The organism is Bradyrhizobium erythrophlei, from assembly GCF_900129425.1.
GTDB lineage: Bacteria > Pseudomonadota > Alphaproteobacteria > Rhizobiales > Xanthobacteraceae > Bradyrhizobium > Bradyrhizobium erythrophlei_C.
The window spans coordinates 4,700,785-4,718,319 of record NZ_LT670817.1; the positions used below are offsets into that span (position 1 = coordinate 4,700,785).

A 17,535-nucleotide genomic window follows, 5' to 3' on the forward strand; every position below is an offset into this window, starting at 1 on the left:
CATGCCCGTGAATTCAGATCAGCCGTTACGCATTCTGCACGCAGTGCGCGCGCCGGTCGGCGGAATCTTCCGTCACATTCTCGACCTCGCCAATGGCCAGGCCGACCGCGGCCACCACGTCGGCATCATCGCCGACAGTCTGACCGGCGGCGAACGTGCCGAGGCGGCGCTGGCGGAAATCGCGCCCCGCCTCAAGCTTGGCGTTCATCGTCTTGCGATTCGCCGCGAACCGCTCCCCACGGACATCCTGGTATGGGTGCATTTCATGCGCCTGATCCGGCGGCTGAAGCCCGACGTCCTGCATGGCCACGGCGCCAAGGCCGGCGCCTTCATCCGCCTCAAACCCCGCTCAAGAGACACCATTCGCGTCTATACGCCGCATGGCGGCTCGCTGCATTACCCGCTGAATACGCTGAAGGGCACCCTCTATAGCCGCCTCGAACGCGCGCTGATGAACAGCACCGATCTGTTCCTGTTCGAAAGCGCGTTCGCGCGCGATACCTATCAGCGCACCATCGGCATCCCGAGCGGACTGGTGCGCTGCGTGTTCAACGGCGTCACCGCGGACGAATTCGATCCCGTCATCAAGGCCGCTGACGCGACCGATGTCGTCTATGTCGGGGAGTTCAGGCACATCAAGGGCGCCGATCTCCTGATCGATGCGGTGGCGCGGCTGCATGCCGACGGCAAGCCGGTCACGCTGACGCTTGCCGGCGACGGCGAAGAAATCGAGAACCTCAAGGCTCAGATACAGAGGCTCGGCCTGAGCGAGGCGGTGCGCTTCATCGGCCACGTCAAGGCGCGGTATGGTTTTTCCAGGGGCAAGGTGCTGGTGGTGCCGTCGCGCGGGGATTCGATGCCCTACGTCGTGATCGAGGCCGCAGCGGCGGGAATTCCGATGGTGGCCGCGAATGTCGGCGGCATTCCGGAGATTTTCGGTTCCTATACCGACGCGCTGTTTGCGCCCAACATCGTCGGCGCCATGGCGGACGCGATCGAGACCGCGCTGGAAGACCCCGAGGCCGCGCTGGCGCGGGCGAAATCGCTTCGCGAACGAGTCCTCATCCATTTTTCGCAGAAGGCGATGGTCGAAGGGGTGCTGGCGGGGTACCGCGACGCGTTTGCAGATCGTTAACCGCTCTTTACCAACGATAACCGTTTCTTCCGATTTGTCCGTTAAGCCGTGAGCGGGGTTTTCCGCCTCGGCGCGCGCATGCCTAGATGCCTGTGCAGGAACGGACTTGGACACAGTGGAACCAATTAACGCACGCTCCATGTTAGATGCCGCGTCCGCGGCAGCAGCGACCGCCACGACGGATCGTCCTCCGATCGAACGGCGCCGGCGGCTGTCGCAGGCGGCGCTTGCCGTCACCAACCAGAAAGTGCGCCGGGCGTATTCGCCGATCGTGATCGCGGGCGCGGTCCGGGGCGCCGATTTCGCGCTGCTCAGTCTCATCGGCGTCGCGCTCTATCTCGGATATGTGGCGCGCCTCTCGGGCTTTCGCTGGGAATATATCGCGGCCATTTTCGGCATAACCGCGGCTGCGGTGGTCTGCTTCCAGGCCGCCGACATCTACGAAGTACAGGTGTTTCGGGGGCAGCTCCGGCAGATGACGCGGATGATTTCTTCCTGGGCGTTCGTCTTCCTCCTGTTCATCGGCGCATCGTTCTTCGCAAAACTCGGCAACGAAGTATCGCGGCTGTGGCTCTCGGCGTTCTTCTTTGTCGGTCTCGGCGGCCTTATTGCCGAACGGGTGTTCCTGCGCGCGATGGTGCGCAGCTGGGCGCGCCAGGGACGGCTCGACCGCCGCACTATTATCGTCGGGTCGGACCAGGACGGTGAAAAACTGGTCGAGGCGCTCAACGCCCAGGACGATTCGGATATCGATATCCTTGGCGTGTTCGATGACCGCAACGACAGCCGCGCGCTGGAGACCTGCGCCGGCAGTCCCAAGCTCGGCAAGATCGACGACATCGTCGAGTTCGCCCGCCGTACCCGCGTCGACCTCGTGCTGTTTGCGCTGCCGATTTCGGCGGAGACCCGTATTCTCGAGATGCTGAAAAAGTTGTGGGTGCTGCCGGTGGACATCAGGCTTTCCGCCCACACCAACAAGCTGCGCTTCCGTCCCCGCTCCTATTCCTATCTGGGCAAGGTGCCGACGCTGGATGTTTTCGAGGCGCCGATCACCGACTGGGATCTGGTGATGAAATGGCTGTTCGACCATGTCGCCGGCGCCATCATTCTGCTGCTGGCCTCGCCGCTGATGGCGCTGGTCGCGCTCGCCGTGAAACTCGACAGTCCGGGCCCGGTGCTGTTCCGCCAGAAGCGGTTCGGCTTCAACAACGAACGCATCGACGTATTCAAGTTTCGCTCGCTGTACCACGATCAGGCCGATCCGCTGGCCACGAAGGTCGTGACCAAGAACGACAGCCGCGTTACCCGCGTCGGACGTTTCATCCGCAAGACCAGTCTTGACGAACTGCCGCAGCTCTTCAACGTCGTGTTCAAGAGCAACCTCTCGCTGGTCGGCCCGCGCCCGCACGCCGTGCAGGGCAAATTGCAGAGCCGGCTGTTCGACGAGGCGGTCGACGGATATTTCGCGCGCCACCGCGTCAAGCCCGGCATTACCGGCTGGGCGCAGATCAACGGCTGGCGGGGTGAAGTCGACAGCGAGGAGAAAATCCAGAAACGCGTCGAGTTCGACCTCTATTACATCGAGAACTGGTCGGTGCTGTTCGATCTCTACATTCTTCTCAAGACGCCGCTGGCGCTGATGACGAAGAATGAGAACGCTTATTGAACGCCTGACGCCTCGGTCGGTAGTTGCGTTGCGTAAGTTTGCGAGTGTGTAATGGCGTATGCGGCGACAGCCGGGGGCTTGCCTTCATCAGCGACTTCAGCGCCGCGCGTGATGACGCTGCAGCGCGCGCTGGTGTGGCTGGTCGGCGCGTCCGGCGCGATCGTTTTCATCGAACCCAGCCCCTACGAACTGGTGACGCTCGCCGCCGCCGTCATTTTCTTTGCCACGGGTTTGCGGATGCGGCTGGTGTTCATGCCGCTGTTGCTGCTGCTGTTCCTGGTCAATGTCGGCTACTCCATCGGCGCCGTCCCCTTTCTGGACAAGCCCGAGGTCGCCAACTGGATCGCGACCTCCTGGTACATGGCATTCACGGTGATGTTCTTCGCGATGGTGGTGTCCGAAGACACGCTGGCGCGGCTCGACATGCTTCGTCGCGGCCTGATTGTCGGCGCCCTGATTGCATCGATTTCGGGCATCGCCGGCTACTTCAATCTCGTTCCCGGCGGACATGACCTGCTGACGCTCTATGAGCGCGCGCGCGGCACCTTCAAGGACCCTAACGTATTCGGCGCGTTCCTGATCCTGCCCTCGCTGTTCGCCCTGCAAAGCGTCGTCTCCGATCGCCTGGCAAAATCGCTCCGCAGCACCCTCGCGCTCGGCATCATGGCTTTCGCGATCCTGCTGGCATTTTCGCGCGCGGCATGGGGCGGGCTCGTGATCACGGCCGCCTTCATGCTGGTGCTGATGGTCCTGACCAGTTCCTCGCGCGCGCAACGCTCGCGCATCGTCGTGATGTCGGTGGTCGCGGTGGTCATCGTGGTGGCGCTGCTCGCGGTGCTGTTGTCGTTCGATTCGATCAGCGAAATGTTCAAGCAGCGTGCGAGCTTCGATCAAAGCTACGACGAGGGCCGCTTCGGCCGGTTCGGACGACACATCCTCGGCGCCCAGATGGCGCTCGACCTGCCGTTCGGGATCGGGCCGCTCCAGTTCCACAACTATTTCCCCGAGGACACCCACAACTCCTATTTGAACGCCTTCATGTCCGGCGGCTGGATTTCGGGCATCTGCTATCCCGCGCTGGTGTTCGTCACCGTCATCATCGGATTCCGGCACGTCTTCGTCCGCGTGCCCTGGCAACGCGCCTATCTCGCGATTTTCGCGGCGTTCCTCGGCACCGTCGGCGAAAGTTTTATCATCGACACCGACCACTGGCGGCACTTCTGGATGATGCTGGGTGCGATGTGGGGCATGTTCGCCGCCGCGCAACCCTACAAGATCAATCCAGATCGCGCGCTGACGGCGTCCGACGAGATCAGCGCCGCCTGAACCCACGGGATCTATGCCTCGACCTCAAACGTCAGCCCGGCGTGATCGACCAGCCGCTTGACCAGGGCGTTGCCCATCGCCGCGCCGGGGGTCCAGATGCCGCCTTTGACTTCCGGCGCCTCGCGCAGGCCGATCGCGCATTCCGCGATCATTTTCGAGGTCGATCCATAACCGGGATCGCGATCGCCGCGCACCGCGACGCGAACCTGACGTCCGTCGGGCGCAATCCCGACGAACAGAAGATCGTAGAGACCGGTGTCGCGCTCTTGCTTCGACGGGCCCTCGCCCGGCTTCGGGCCGCCCGGCCCACCCATCTCCATATTGGCGGCAACGACGCGCTTGGCGTTGGCTTCGCCTTTCTCGCCAGGGCCGGTCAGCACCATCTCGTCATAGATAAAGTCTTTTCCGTACGGAAATCCCATCAGCAGGTTGGAACGGTGCACGTTGCGGGTGTTGATGGTCGCCATCACAAACGGCGCGGTCCACGCATCCAATTCCGCATCGAACAGCGGCTTGTTGCCGGGCGGCTGCTTTGGGCCCTCGAAGCCCGGCGTCAGCACGAACGGGTTCTTCAACAGCGCCACCTGGCTGAGGTCCTTCGCCGCGGCGGCAAACGTCGCCTTGATGCTGGCCGCGGTGCCGCCCGAGAACGTTCCCTTCATGGCGCGGACGCGGCCTTTGACGCGGCTGACCGGCGCACCCAGCACTTTCTTTGCCGTCCCCTGACAAAAGAACACGCCGAGTTCGAACGGCAGCGAATCGAAGCCGCAGGAAAACACGATGCGTGCCCCGCTCGATTGCGCGGTGGCCTGGTGCGCATCGATCATCTGGCGCATCCAGACCGGCTCGCCGCAGAGATCGAGATAGTCGGTGCCGCTCGCCGCGCAGGCCGCGACCAGTTCTGAACCGTAAAGCTGATACGGGCCGACCGTCGACAGCACCGATCCGGTCTGGTCGATCATGGCTTTCAGCGATGCCGGATCGCTGGCGTCGGCCTGGATCAACGCCGTGTCGGCCGGCGCGCCGATCGCATCGCGCACCGCGGCAAGCTTGTCCAGGCTGCGTCCGGCCATCGCCCATTTCGGCGCGCTCGCGCCGGTATAATGCGCCGCGAGATATTCGGCGACGAGCTGGCCCGTAAAACCGGTGGCGCCATAGACAACGATGTCGAATTTCGACGAAGGCTTCATATTCGATTCCCTGGGATGCTTTTCGGAAAGGTCTGGATGCGCTTGTATTACTTCTTCGCGTAGGAAACGCCCATGCCGGCGCGCACGTCGCTTTGAATGCCATAGGGCGCGATCGGATAACGCAGACCGTTTTTCGCCAACGCCTTCATGCCCGTGATCGCCTTGGCGAGATGCGCGGGCGACAGCGCCATCAGCATCTCCTCATCCGGCACGCCGCCATAGCGCCGCTCCGCATAGCACGGCAGCGACAGGCTGGGCTCGCCGGTTTTCAGCGCCCGCCCCCATGAATCGGCGCAAGCGGTCTCGCCGACCACGCCCCATTCGAATTTCTTGTAGCCGGTATATTGCAGGCCGTTGATCAGAATGATCATCTGCCCCGGCGTCGCATAGACCAGACAAATATCCGGCGGGTTGAGGCGTCCGCTGGCGAGCGGGCTCACCACCAGCGCCTCGTATTGGCCGAAAGCGACGACATCGAGTGCCTGCTGGCGCTTGCGCGCGTCCTCGGCATTCGCGTGCCAGACCCCAACATACGCCTGGCCGGCGAGCCACTTGTCGTCCTGCGGCGCCAGACCGATCACCGCGCGGCACTGCGCGCCGACCAGATCGTCAGCGGTGATGCCGACGGTCCAGCCCAGCCGCGAGGCCATGCTGACGATCTGGTCCGTGGTGTGAATCGCTGTCGGCCGCCTGATTTTTGGAATCGCCGCCATCTCCTCGGCCTTCGCGAACATCTTCATGCCTGTTACGGTGGTCTTCAGCCGAAGCAGGCTGTTCAGATCGGCCACCATGCCGGCCAGATCGAATTTTTCGCTCTGCATTGCCGCTTGCTGCATCACTGACACTCCCTGAACGGCAGGCTTACCGTTGCACGTGTTTCGATCCTAGCCGGATTATTCGTCGGCCGCGACACGCGCGTCACGGCGGCGCAGGCCCCGGCAACAGCTCGTCGATCTTGCCGGTGGCGCGGTACGCGACCAGCCCGATCCATTCGCGAATGCCGGTATCGACGCAATCCAGCCCGTCCACCGCGATGATCCAGAAATTCCAGAGATCGGCGCGGCCGCCGACGCGCCAATCCACCGGATACGGCTCGACGGCAAATCCGGCCTTTCGGAACAGCCCGACCGACCGCGGCATGTGGTAGGCGGACGTCACCAGCAGCCAGCGTTCGCCGCTTTTCGGCGCGGCAATCGCCTTGGAGAATTCGGCGTTCTCCTGGGTATTGCGCGAGCGCCGCTCCATGGTCAGCCGCGCCTTGGAAACACCGAGACTTTCGAATACCGCGGCGGCGTAATCGGCTTCCCTCGCATCGTCCGAGATCAAATTCCCGCTGCCGCCGGAGTAGATGATGCGGGCGTTCGGATAGCGACGGGCCAGTTCGGCCGCGGCGATGACACGGTCGGCCGCGCCTCTGAACACCGCGACGCCATGGGCCGCCGAAAGATCCCCGTCGATCGCGCCGCCCAGCACGACAATGCCGTCGGGCGCGCCGCGCGCGGGATCCCATGGCGGAAATCGCGATTCCAGCGGATAAAGCACGAAGTTTCCCAGCGGCGAAAACCCGCAGATCGCAAGCAGCACCAAGGCAACGACCATCAGCTTGCGGCCGAGCGATGCAAACCGCGTGACCAGCAGCAGTGCGCCGATGACACCGGCGCCGATCAGGAAGTTGGCCGGCAGCAGCATGATGCCGATGGTCTTGGAGAGGATGAAAAACAAGAGAGGCCTCTTTAAATATTCTTAGGGCGTGAAGCGCCGACCTTGAGAAAGCGGCCTCTCCTCGCGGAGAACGTCATACGCGGGCTTGACCCGCGTATCCATCTATCTTCGCAAAGGCCATCTTCGAAGAGAGGGTGGATTGCCGGGTCAAGCCCGGCAATGACGAGAATGCGCATTCGACAGAACGCCCGCGGCAGGGCACACTGGCAGTATCCCGCCCTAACGAAAAGCCCCCGTCATGACGCATCATCATCTGCATTCAAGCCCCGAAACCTGCCACTGGGGGTTCTTCGAAGCCAGGCTCAAACCCGTGCTCACCGTCGCCAGCGGCGATGAGGTCACCGTCGACACCATCAGCGGCGGACCGGACGTGGTGCCGGACCGGAATCGATTCCACGTTCCGCCCGAACTCGCGGCGGTGCACGCCAAAAACGAGCGGATGGTGCCCGGTCACATCCTGACCGGCCCGATCGCGGTCGAAGGCGCCAAGCCCGGCGACGTGCTCGAGGTCGAGATTCTCGACGTCAGGCTGCGGCAGGACTGGGGCTACAATCTGATCCGGCCGCTCGCCGGCACCCTGCCCGATGATTTCCACGAGACCCGGCTGCTCAACATTCCCCTCGATGCGGAGCGGATGGTGGGCCGGCTGCCGTGGGGGCTCGATCTGCCGCTTCGGCCGTTCTTCGGCGTGATGGGCGTGGCGCCGCCGCCGGCCTGGGGCCGCATCACCTCGCTGATCCCGCGCGCGATGGGCGGCAATTTGGACAACAAGGAGCTGATCCCCGGCGCCAAACTTTATCTGCCGGTGTTCGTGCCGGGCGCGCTGTTTTCCTGCGGCGACGGCCACGGCGTGCAGGGCGACGGCGAGGTCTGCGTCACCGCAATCGAGACCGCGCTGCAGGGCCGTTTCCGGCTGACGCTGCGCAGGGATTTGCGGCTCGATTATCCCCGCGCCGAGACGCCTGATCATTACATGACGATGGCGATGGATCCCGACCTCGACCAATGCGTGGTGCGCGCGCTGCGCGACATGATCGTGCTGCTCGGCGAAAAGCGCAACCTGTCGCGCGAGGACGCCTACACGCTCTGCAGCCTCGCCGCGGATCTGCGCGTGACCCAGACCGTCAACGGCTCCAAGGGCATTCACTGCATGATCGCCAAGTCGGTGGTGCATGGGTGAGGTCCAGCATTCCGGGGCGATGCGAAGCAATCGAGCTGCAGTAAAGGCATCAATATCTCGGCATCGGTGGTGAGCTCCCTCTCCCCTTGTGGGAGAGGGTTGGGGTGAGGGGTTCAGGTCTATCGTGAGAGCGTAACCCCTCACCCGGATCGCATCTGACGATGCGATCCGACCTCTCCCACAAGGGGAGAGGTGACGCGTACGCGCGTGCGCAGATTTAATTTTTTTCAGACAGCCAATCTCAGTGTCTGTCCGGAGAGTTCTTGAATCATATGAATCATCTGTGATTCAAGAGTGGTGGCCTGATTCGAGGAGGGGTCACCGATGTGGACGAGCAAGAATCGCGCCCGATACGACCGCAGCATGTTGCGCTATCCGAGCGATCTGACCGACGACGAATGGAGACTGGTCGAACCGCTGATCCCGCCGGGCAAGACTGGCGGTGGCAAGCGCACGGTGATCATGCGGGAGGTGGTGAACGGCCTCATGTACATTCTCTCGACCGGCTGTCAGTGGCGCGCGATCCCGAAGGACCTGCCGCCGAAAAGCTCGGTCCACGACTACTTCGACCTGTGGACCTATGACGGCACATTGGAACGAATCCACGATGCGCTCTATCAGCAGTGTCGAGAACAAGCCCAGCGGAAAGCCAGTCCGACTGCCGCCATCATCGATAGCCAGAGCGTGAAAAGCGCGGAAAAAGGGGGGCGTTCATTGATCCGCACGGCTACGATGCGGGCAAGAAGATCAAGGGCAAGAAGCGGCACATTCTTGTCGACACAGTAGGTCTCCTGCTCCACGCCGTCGTTCATCCGGCCGACATCCAGGATCGCGATGGCGGCGCTCTCGTCATGACGACATTGTTCGGGATGTTTCCGTTTTTGAAGAAGCTGTTCGTCGATAGCGGATATAAAGGACCGAAATTTGCCAATGCGCTTGCGAAACTTCGACCGCATATCGAGATCGAAATCGTCAAACGTTCCGATCAGGTCAGCAGCTTCGTGGTGTTGCCTAAACGCTGGATCGTCGAGCGCACCATTGCGTGGCTCAACCGCTGCCGCCGCCTGGCCAAGGATTGGGAGTGCCTCAACCGAAAGGCGTTGGCGTTCTTGCGACTCGCCTCAATCCGCTTCATGCTCAGAAAACTCTGCAATCCGGCCTGAAGTCTCCGGACAGACACTCAGACACACCTTCGCGATCTCGCGGCGCGGTACGTCCGAGGTTTGCCAAAAACATCCGCCCTGAAAACAGAGGGCGTGGGGAATGCCGGGCGCCCGATGCACCCGCAGCCTCGTGTGCGCATATTGGTAGTAAGTATGCACACGAGTATTCACAGCGAGCCATCGGAAATCACCCGACATTCCCGCACGCAATGGTTTACGGCTTATACCGTGCTCTCCCCGGTGATCGGCTTTCTTGCCACCGTCGTTACGCGGATTAATCCGCAAACTTGACACCAGCGTCGGGGTGTCAGGACCACACGTCTTCGCCGTCCGCTGCAAGCAACGCCCGTCAAGCGCGCCGCCGCGTCCACCGCATCCCGCCCCGCGTCCGTGACGTCGCGAGCCGCCCCTCTGAGTGGGACGGGACGGCCAGAGACATACAACTGATTTGGGTCTTCGGAAAACCAGAATATTTTTTCAAAAGGGGCTGGACACGAAATCGGAAAGCACGCCCGTCGGGCAAATCAGCTTGATCCGTTTCAACAAATCAGGTTTTAGAAAACTCTGAATGGCCGAACTCGTGTCGTCCTGACGCCTCGGCGCTGGCGTCAAATTCCGAATTCTCTTGATCTCCAGCGGCAATCGCTTCCTTATATAAGCAATTCGGTGACCCCGGCCGCGGCGAGCCCGGTCGCCAGGAACTTGCTTTCGCCAGTGGAGTTTTCGCAGCGTCTCATTTGGGAATCCGGAAAGGTCACAACATGATATCGCGCCGCACTATCGTTTTTTCGCTGACGGCCGGCACGTTGCTCGCCACCGCTTTGCCGGTTTTCGCACAATCCCGCCGCAGCAAATCGATCCAGATGCTCGACACGGACAATGATGGCACCGTCGATCTCGCCGAAGCCAAGAAGGCGGCTTCCGCGGTGTTTGACAAGCTGGAACGCGACAAGGACGGCACGCTGGACAAGCGTGAATTGTCCCGGAGAGTTTCGGCCAAGGACCTGGCCGCTGCCGATCCCGACCACGACGGCACGCTCACCAAGGACGAGTATCTTGCCCTCGTCGAGCAACGTTTCAAAGCGGCCGACCCGGATAATGACGGAACGCTGGACGCCAAGGAACTCAATAGCGCGGCGGGCCGCTCCCTGCTGCGGCTCTTGAGATAGCTGCACGACGCCAGGCCACCTAGGCCCGTCGCAGACCTTCCTCGGAACGTTGGCCGGATCGCGAGCGCCCGCGGCGCTCGCCGGGGCAGCCGTGCGGATCTCTCGATCGAGAACGCTCAGCAGCCTTGATCGGCCATCTTCGCCGAAGGTTTCGCACCCTGTGCCTGCTGCGCCGCAGTGGGCTCGCCTTGCATCTGCCTCTGGGCGTCCTGCGATGACGTGGCCTTTGCTCCAGCCACGCGGTTCATCGTATCCGTAGGCGGGTGCTCACCGGTGTTTGCCGAACCTGTCGTGGTGGACTGACCGGTGGAGCCGGGCGTCGGACCAGAGCCGGCGTCCTTGCCGCCGGTGTTGCAAGGGCCGGCGTTTGCGGTCCCCACGCTCAAAACCATGATGGCGCAGGCTGCGAGAGCGATCTGTTTCGCGTTCATTTGCCTCTCCTCGATTTCTTCTCATCCTTCGGTGAGTTCGCGCCTTCGGCGCACCTCCGAGGAATGTAAGGCAACCAAGCAGGACAACGCATGTTCCCATGGACGCGAAATCTAACCCAGCCGCCAGCCGACCTCGGTGGCGAAGCTCTGGTAGAAGTCGGCGTCGTAAGCGCGTTCCGGCGTTTGCCGCACGCGCTCGTCGAGCTGGCGGGCGTCGTCGCCGACCAGGATGCGCCACTGTCCGGCCTTGACGCCATCGAGAATGACTTTCGCGGCGGCCGCGGCCGTCATCGGCGCATCGTCGCGAAAACTGCGGGCGCGTTCGGCGGCGAGCGCCTGGACCTCGTCATCCGACATCGTCGACGCATCGATACCCCCTGCGGAAAGACGCACGCGGGTCAGCGCGACTTCGTTGTCGCTGAGGCGATCGGAATCGGTGCCGCTCTGGACTTTTCGGGAATTGGAAACAATTGACGTGCCGACGTGGCCGGGCATCACCACGGAGCATTTGATGTGCGGCGCGTTGAGCCGGAGATCGTTGATCAGCGCTTCGGTAAATCCCTTCACCGCGAACTTCGCCGAGCTATAGGCCGTGTGCGACACGCCCATTCCGATCGAGGCCCAGAAACCGTTGACGCTACTGGTATTGATGATGTGGCCCTCGTCGGCCTTCACCAGCAGCGGCAGGAAGGTGCGAACACCCAGATAGACCCCGCCCCAGCAGATGTTGAAGGTCTTTTCCCACTGCTCCCGCGTGTTGGTGAACAGGCTGCCGCCGCCGCCGATGCCGGCATTGTTGAACAAGAGATGGATCCGGTCGATCGCCTGCTGCTCGATCAGTTCGTCGCGAAAGCGTGTGAGCTGGTCCTCGATCGAGACGTCGGCGATATGCGTGGTGATGCGCAGCCCCTGCGGCAGCTTTTCCACCTCGCACAGCCGCTTTGTCTCGGCCATTGCATCGGCGGAGACATCGCACATCGCGACATTGCAGCCCTCGGCGACCAGTTGCCGTGCCAGCTCGCGCCCCATGCCCGTGCCGCCTCCGGTGATGACAGCAGTTTTTCCGGCAAAATCCTTCATGGGATCGCCCGCCTTCCGTTGGAATTGATGTCGTGGAGATTTTGGTTGGAGCGAGACAGTTTGAAGCCCCGCCCCCTTGTCTCGGGGTGAGACCATTCGAATTCGGACAAGCCTCAATAAGTCCCGGAAACACCGCCTAGCAAGCACTATTTGCTGGTTGGCGTTCGAGACGACGCGAACGAAATGCCAGTGTTTGCGGTCGATGGGGTCGGCCCGAAGGGTGGAATAGCTGAAAGCGTATTCCGCCACTTTTCGGCGCCAAGGGCGGCGCATCACGCCACGGTATTGCGACCTATGGGCTTACGGGCTCAGTCCACGGTCGGCAGGTGCCGCATGGTGAATTCGATCTGACCGTCCGGAAGCTGCCGCCAGTTTTCGACCACCGCCGTGTATCCGGCCTGCGGAAATTGATCGAGGATTTCGCGAGCTTTCAGACGCGCCGCGTCGATCGGCAATCTAAATATCTGGGGCTGCCGAAGGCCGGACATCCGGTCGGCCAGATCGCGGGGGCGAACGCGCATGTCGCACCTCCCTAGCTCTCGCGAGTTTTCGGTGGGCACCCTGAGCATCGAAGCGGGCATTTCAAGGAACGGGCCATGATGCCGTGACAGTTGTCCCCGCTAATCACTGTCCCACATACCATCTGCAGCGTCCTGTCGTTCGTCGCTCGCGCGTCCGCAACGAGGACCCGGGCGCCGGCGGTCAAGTCGTGCTAGGAGTAAAACCGATGGAAAACCAGGACGGTCCCGAACCTAGCAACCTGCACCACATCAAGCGCCCCAGGCTCCGTCTGAGCCGTACGCGCCTGGTGATGCTGTTGCTGTTGATTGTGGCTATTCCGATCTTCATCAGCCTGGCCAACAAGGCGGTGCGCGAAAATTCGGAGGCGATCAGGCAGAGTTTCGGCCGATAGCGCGCGGGCGCGGGATAGCTGAAACAAAAGCAGTCATGGCGAATTATCCCGGGGTATTCACCCCAAGGGAGACGGCCATGAAAATCACGACGATTGTGCTGGCAGTCGCGTTCGCGCTTTCCAGTAGCTTTGCGCTCGCCTACTCCGGGCACAGGCACCACCACCACATGCGCTATCACTCAGCCAGTCCGAACGGCACGGCTGGCGGGGCGACGTCATTGAGCGGAACCGGCTCCTCCCAGTTCGGCGGATCGGTGGCGGGCAGTACCGGCAGGAACTAGCAGCAAAAACAGACCAGGAGAAAGTGCCCGCATTTTTCGCGGGGCTTTTTTGGTCGGAGCGAGAGGATTTGAACCTCCGACCCCTAGTCTCCCAGACTAGTGCGCTAACCGGGCTGCGCCACGCTCCGATGCCTTAACGGCGTTGATGCTTAGGAAAATTCCCAGCCACACGCAAGCTACGAAATCCTCGAATGCGAACATAAGGGACACGAAAAGCGCGCTCGTGAACCCAGAGTCCCGGAATGATCCGCACGACGTTCCCTTGCTGTTCCCAAACGGTCCAGGGTGCTGTCCCGTTCGACCCCTGCTGGCCCGATTGATTTTGGGCGTGGCCTGATTTGATTTTTCAGGGGGCCACGAAGTGAAGCATAAAAGCGGCTGCGACGCAGGCCGCAATGGCGATGATTGCGCCCGTCCGCCTGTTCGGCAAAACGCCAAGGCTAAGTATCCCCAGACCAGCCAGAAGCGCGATTTTGACAGGGATCAAAGCCATCGTCTCACCGTCCCTGGCGCGCGCCCGCAGGCCGCGTCAGTTGGTAGCTTCTTTCACTTCCTAAATTCCGAACACCCAAACCGCAACGATGGTCCCAAGCACGGCCAGGCCGGAAATCGTCCAACCAGTCACGTAAACCGCGCCATCCGTTTCCGGCCTGTCCACCATGGGATCGTGCCAGTGCGACATGATCGCCTCCTGAGTTTGCCCCCCCCCTTTGACATTAGGTCGTTGCCAGCGGCCCAAGGTTCAATGGGAGTCGCGAGCGCGGCGGCTCAACGGTTCCGTGACCGCGCAGCAACGAAACTTTTGTTCCCTGCTTCGGAACCGCGCTTTTGGATTTACGTCTGGCGAACCGATCCAGCACAGTCAACACGCTCAGCAGGAGTTCTTCGCAGCGGCAAGCTAGCCGAACGCCACTACCCGTCCTTGAGCGCGGAATCGAGCAACTGCCGGCAGGCGATCAGGTCCTGCAACACCGCCTGCAGGCGGGCGGCGTCGAGCAGGCGCGCGCCGTTGCCGAGGCCGGGCAGCGAGCCGCCTTCAAGCACGCCCGGAATGCCGTCCTCGTCTTCCTCCTCGAGCAGGCGAAAATCGATGCCGTCGGTGCCCTCATAATCGTCGTCGTCGAGGTCGAGGCCGGGTGCTGCGTCCTGCTCCGGCTCCAGCACGCTTTTCCCGATGGCCTCCTCGATCGCACCGAACGAGGCAACCGCCGATCCGTCCGCCAGCCGCTGCACCGAGGCGATGCCGTGCTCTTTCAGGATCCGCTGCACCCCGCGGATGGTGTAGCCCTCGCCGTACAGCAGGCGCCGGATGCCACGGAGCAGATCCACGTCGTCGGGGCGATAGTAGCGCCGGCCGCCGCTGCGCTTCATCGGCTTGATCTGGGTGAACCGCGTCTCCCAGAACCTCAGCACGTGCTGGGGAATGTCGAGGTCGGCGGCGACCTCGCTGATGGTTCGGAACGCATCCGGCGACTTGTCCAAATGCCCGCTCCTTGTTGGTCTTCCCGTTGAAATTTCTAGTCGGTCTTGCCGCCGCCGTTGGCGCTATAGCCGTTGATCCGCTGCTTCAGAATGGCCGACGGCTTGAACACCATCACGCGACGCGGAGAAATCGGTACTTCAGTGCCGGTCTTGGGATTGCGGCCGATACGCTGGCCCTTCTTGCGCACCATGAACGAGCCGAACGACGACAGTTTCACGGTCTCGCCCTTCTCCAGGCAGTCGGTGATCTCTTTCAGGACCAGTTCGACAAAGGCGGACGACTCCGTGCGCGACAAGCCCACCTTCTGGTAGACCGCTTCGCACAGATCGACGCGTGTGACTGTTTTTCCGGTTCCGGTCATCGCCTGCCCCAACTCACGGCGAACAATTTACCATCTGAAATTATGAGCTTAACACGCGACGGTCAACAGCGCTCATCGATGCAATGGCATGAAAGGACACCGCGAAGCGTCAAAGTTTACCGACATTTTAACGGAGTGCTTACCAGCGCAACAGCGCCGAACCCCAGGTGAAGCCGCCGCCCATGGCCTCCAGCAGCACCAGATCGCCCTTCCTGATGCGCCCGTCGGCGACCGCGACCGACAGCGCCAGCGGGATCGACGCCGCCGAGGTATTGCCGTGCAGATCGACCGTCAGCACCACCTTCTGCGGTGCAATATGCAGCTTGTGCGCCGAAGCATCGATGATTCGCTTGTTGGCCTGGTGCGGCACGAACCAGTCGATGTCCTCAGCCGAGGTGCCGGTGGCCTCGAACGCATCGACGATCACGTCGGTGATCATGCCGACCGCATGCTTGAAGACTTCGCGGCCTTCCATCCGGAGATGGCCGACGGTCCGGGTCGAGGATGGGCCGCCATCGACATACAGTTTCGACTTGTGCCGGCCATCGGAGCGCAGATGCGTGGTCAGGATGCCGCGGTCGGAGGATTTACCCGGCTGCTGCTCGGCGTCGAGCACCACCGCGCCGGCGCCGTCGCCGAACAGCACGCAGGTTCCGCGGTCGTTCCAGTCGAGGATCCGCGAGAAGGTCTCGGCGCCGATCACCAGCGCGCGCTTGAACGCGCCGCAGCGCAGGAAATTATCGGCGGTGGCCAGTGCGAACACAAACCCCGAGCATACCGCCTGCAGGTCGAAGGCCGCCCCATGGTGGATGCCGAGCGCGGCCTGCACCGCGACCGCGGTGGCGGGAAAGGTGTTGTCCGGCGTCGAGGTCGCCAGCACGATCAGGTCGATCGACTGCGCATCGATCCCGGCATTGGCCAGCGCCGCGTTCGCGGCGTTGATCGCCAGATGCGAGGTGAACTCGCCCTCGGCGGCGATATGGCGCTGCCTGATGCCGGTACGCTGAACGATCCACTCGTCCGAGGTGTCGATCCGCGCCGCCAGTTCGGCATTGGTCAGGATCTGCCGCGGCAGATAGGCGCCGCAGCCGAGCACGACCGAACGTATTGCAGTCACGAGACAGCCTCCTGCGCAGTCGGCGCCGACAGCGCGCTGCCGTCACGGTTGAGCATCTGATTGATCTTCGTCAGGAGATCGTAGTGGACCATTTCATAGCCAACATCGACCGCATAGGCAAAGCCTTCGGCGTCGGTTCCGCCGTGGCTCTTGACCACGATGCCGTTCAATCCGAGGAATACGCCGCCGTTGGACTTGTTCGGATCGAGCTTGTCGCGCAGCGACTTGAACGCATTCTTCGCAAAGAGGTAGCCGATCCGGGAACGCCAGCTGCGCGACAACGCCGCGCGCAGGAATTCGTTGATCTGGCGCGCGGTGCCCTCGGCCGCTTTCAACGCGATATTGCCGCTGAAACCTTCGGCGACGATGACGTCGGCCGCGCCCTTGCCGATGCCGTCGCCCTCGACGAAGCCGATATATTCGAGCTGCGGCAGGTTCATCGCGCGCAGCAATTCGGCGGCCTCGCGGATCTCCTCGCGGCCCTTGATTTCCTCGACGCCGATATTGAGCAAGCCGACGGTGGGGCGCTCGAGATTGAACAAGACGCTGGCCATGGCGCTGCCCATCACCGCCAGCGCCATCAGATGATGGGCATCGCCGCCGATCGTGGCGCCGAGGTCGAGCACGACGGAATCGCCGCGCATGGTCGGCCATACCGCCGCGATCGCCGGACGGTCGATCCCCGGCAGCATCCGCAGATTGAACCGCGCCATCGCCATCAGGGCGCCGGTATTGCCCGCGGATACCGCGACGTCGGCCTCGCCCTTCTTGACCGCGTCGATCGCAAGCCACATCGACGAGGTCCTGCGGCCACGGCGCAACGCCTGGCTGGGCTTGTCGTGCATGCTGACGGCGACGTCGGTATGGATGACCCGCGAGACCGCCTTCAGCGCCGGATGTCTGGCGAGTTGCGCGTCGATCAAAGCGCGATCGCCGAACAGCAGAAATTCGCTGTCGGGATGCCGGGTCAATGAAATCGCGGCGCCGGGAATGACGACGGATGCGCCGACATCGCCACCCATGGCGTCAAGCGCGATTCGAACCTTTTGCGGCATGAACGTCCCGGAAGCCTGATTTGTTGCGGTCTTGAAGCGCTCGCCGCGGACTGGAAATCGCCACGGACAGCGGCGATCGGCCAGACGCAACGCTGCACCCCCGGCCGGGCCGCGACAATAGCGTGTCCCCGCCCCGAAACAACCTCTTGACCCCAGCCTTTTGGATGCCAAGGCACAGCGATGCGGAATTGCAGCATATGGATAAAGCGTGACAATTCAATGCATTAAATCGAATTATTGGATCGGTCCCGGATCGATGCTTG

19 protein-coding genes and 1 tRNA gene are annotated in these 17,535 nt (G+C 62.4%); 8 read left to right on the plus strand and 12 right to left on the minus strand.

All coding sequences use genetic code 11. The features are described from left to right. Nucleotide 1: 1 nt before the first annotated feature. From B5527_RS22430 to B5527_RS22440, 3 genes are all read left to right on the plus strand, one after another. Nucleotides 2-1,135, plus strand: coding sequence for a glycosyltransferase family 4 protein (locus tag B5527_RS22430; RefSeq protein WP_079603480.1), 1,134 nt, complete (start codon nt 2-4; stop codon nt 1,133-1,135). A 115-nt stretch (nt 1,136-1,250) separates the two neighbouring features. After that, nucleotides 1,251-2,801, plus strand: a complete 1,551-nt coding sequence (locus tag B5527_RS22435; RefSeq protein ID WP_079603481.1) for an undecaprenyl-phosphate glucose phosphotransferase — start codon at nt 1,251-1,253, stop codon at nt 2,799-2,801. A gap of 51 nt (nt 2,802-2,852) precedes the next feature. Beyond that, a complete protein-coding gene (locus tag B5527_RS22440; RefSeq protein ID WP_079603482.1) occupies nt 2,853-4,127 on the plus strand; it encodes an O-antigen ligase family protein in 1,275 nt (424 codons plus the stop codon). 11 nt (nt 4,128-4,138) lie between these two features. On the opposite strand, the gene B5527_RS22445 is transcribed toward B5527_RS22440, so the two are convergent. The 3 genes from B5527_RS22445 to B5527_RS22455 all read right to left on the minus strand — a co-directional run bounded on the left by B5527_RS22445 (nt 4,139) and on the right by B5527_RS22455 (nt 7,039). Then, on the minus strand, nt 4,139-5,317 hold the full coding sequence (locus B5527_RS22445; RefSeq protein ID WP_079603483.1) for a saccharopine dehydrogenase family protein: 1,179 nt from the start codon (nt 5,315-5,317) through the stop codon (nt 4,139-4,141). Between the two features lie 47 nt (nt 5,318-5,364). Then, entirely contained in the window at nt 5,365-6,153 is a 789-nt protein-coding gene (locus tag B5527_RS22450; RefSeq protein WP_079603484.1) for a DUF169 domain-containing protein, read from the minus strand. Nucleotides 6,154-6,235: 82 nt separating this feature from the next. Beyond that, nucleotides 6,236-7,039 carry a YdcF family protein gene (locus B5527_RS22455; RefSeq protein ID WP_079603485.1) on the minus strand — a complete coding sequence of 268 codons (804 nt, stop codon included), beginning with the start codon at nt 7,037-7,039 and terminating at the stop codon, nt 6,236-6,238. A 238-nt stretch (nt 7,040-7,277) separates the two neighbouring features. Here B5527_RS22455 and B5527_RS22460 point away from each other — a divergent pair, with 238 nt between their 5' ends. The 3 genes from B5527_RS22460 (at nt 7,278) to B5527_RS22470 (ending at nt 10,551) form a co-directional block, all read left to right on the plus strand. Beyond that, the gene (locus B5527_RS22460; RefSeq protein WP_079603486.1) at nt 7,278-8,219 is read left to right on the plus strand and encodes an acetamidase/formamidase family protein; all 942 of its coding nucleotides are present in this window, start codon (nt 7,278-7,280) and stop codon (nt 8,217-8,219) included. A gap of 324 nt (nt 8,220-8,543) precedes the next feature. Continuing rightward, nucleotides 8,544-9,382, plus strand: a protein-coding gene (locus B5527_RS22465; RefSeq protein WP_154072160.1) for an IS5 family transposase whose coding sequence is annotated in 2 segments (ribosomal slippage) — nt 8,544-8,931 and nt 8,931-9,382 — 840 coding nt in all. Because the reading frame shifts where the segments join, the coding sequence is not laid out codon by codon here. A gap of 761 nt (nt 9,383-10,143) precedes the next feature. Further along, complete coding sequence (locus B5527_RS22470; RefSeq protein WP_079603487.1) at nt 10,144-10,551, plus strand: EF-hand domain-containing protein; 408 nt, start codon at nt 10,144-10,146, stop codon at nt 10,549-10,551. A gap of 116 nt (nt 10,552-10,667) precedes the next feature. On the opposite strand, the gene B5527_RS22475 is transcribed toward B5527_RS22470, so the two are convergent. The 3 genes from B5527_RS22475 to B5527_RS22485 all read right to left on the minus strand — a co-directional run bounded on the left by B5527_RS22475 (nt 10,668) and on the right by B5527_RS22485 (nt 12,583). Continuing rightward, nucleotides 10,668-10,982 carry a hypothetical protein gene (locus B5527_RS22475; RefSeq protein ID WP_079603488.1) on the minus strand — a complete coding sequence of 105 codons (315 nt, stop codon included), beginning with the start codon at nt 10,980-10,982 and terminating at the stop codon, nt 10,668-10,670. A 111-nt stretch (nt 10,983-11,093) separates the two neighbouring features. Then, a complete protein-coding gene (locus tag B5527_RS22480; protein ID WP_079603489.1) occupies nt 11,094-12,062 on the minus strand; it encodes an SDR family oxidoreductase in 969 nt (322 codons plus the stop codon). Between the two features lie 308 nt (nt 12,063-12,370). Next, the gene (locus tag B5527_RS22485; RefSeq protein WP_079603490.1) at nt 12,371-12,583 is read right to left on the minus strand and encodes a hypothetical protein; all 213 of its coding nucleotides are present in this window, start codon (nt 12,581-12,583) and stop codon (nt 12,371-12,373) included. Between the two features lie 206 nt (nt 12,584-12,789). Here B5527_RS22485 and B5527_RS22490 point away from each other — a divergent pair, with 206 nt between their 5' ends. Both B5527_RS22490 and B5527_RS44340 read left to right on the plus strand, forming a co-directional pair. Continuing rightward, entirely contained in the window at nt 12,790-12,975 is a 186-nt protein-coding gene (locus B5527_RS22490; protein ID WP_079603491.1) for a hypothetical protein, read from the plus strand. Nucleotides 12,976-13,052: 77 nt separating this feature from the next. Beyond that, nucleotides 13,053-13,256 carry a hypothetical protein gene (locus B5527_RS44340; protein WP_154072448.1) on the plus strand — a complete coding sequence of 68 codons (204 nt, stop codon included), beginning with the start codon at nt 13,053-13,055 and terminating at the stop codon, nt 13,254-13,256. Nucleotides 13,257-13,306: 50 nt separating this feature from the next. On the opposite strand, the gene B5527_RS22495 is transcribed toward B5527_RS44340, so the two are convergent. The 6 genes from B5527_RS22495 to plsX form a co-directional block, all read right to left on the minus strand. Further along, nucleotides 13,307-13,384, minus strand: a tRNA-Pro gene (locus B5527_RS22495). Between the two features lie 425 nt (nt 13,385-13,809). Further along, nucleotides 13,810-13,938 carry a hypothetical protein gene (locus tag B5527_RS47150; RefSeq protein WP_276329274.1) on the minus strand — a complete coding sequence of 43 codons (129 nt, stop codon included), beginning with the start codon at nt 13,936-13,938 and terminating at the stop codon, nt 13,810-13,812. A 230-nt stretch (nt 13,939-14,168) separates the two neighbouring features. After that, nucleotides 14,169-14,738, minus strand: a complete 570-nt coding sequence (locus B5527_RS22500) for a MerR family transcriptional regulator (RefSeq protein WP_079603492.1) — start codon at nt 14,736-14,738, stop codon at nt 14,169-14,171. Between the two features lie 35 nt (nt 14,739-14,773). After that, entirely contained in the window at nt 14,774-15,100 is a 327-nt protein-coding gene (locus B5527_RS22505) for an integration host factor subunit alpha (protein ID WP_079603493.1), read from the minus strand. A 139-nt stretch (nt 15,101-15,239) separates the two neighbouring features. Beyond that, entirely contained in the window at nt 15,240-16,217 is a 978-nt protein-coding gene (locus tag B5527_RS22510) for a beta-ketoacyl-ACP synthase III (protein WP_079603494.1), read from the minus strand. Then, entirely contained in the window at nt 16,214-17,272 is a 1,059-nt protein-coding gene (plsX, locus tag B5527_RS22515) for a phosphate acyltransferase PlsX (protein ID WP_079607434.1), read from the minus strand. Before plsX ends, B5527_RS22510 begins: the two co-directional genes overlap by 4 nt. Nucleotides 17,273-17,535 lie beyond the last annotated feature (263 nt).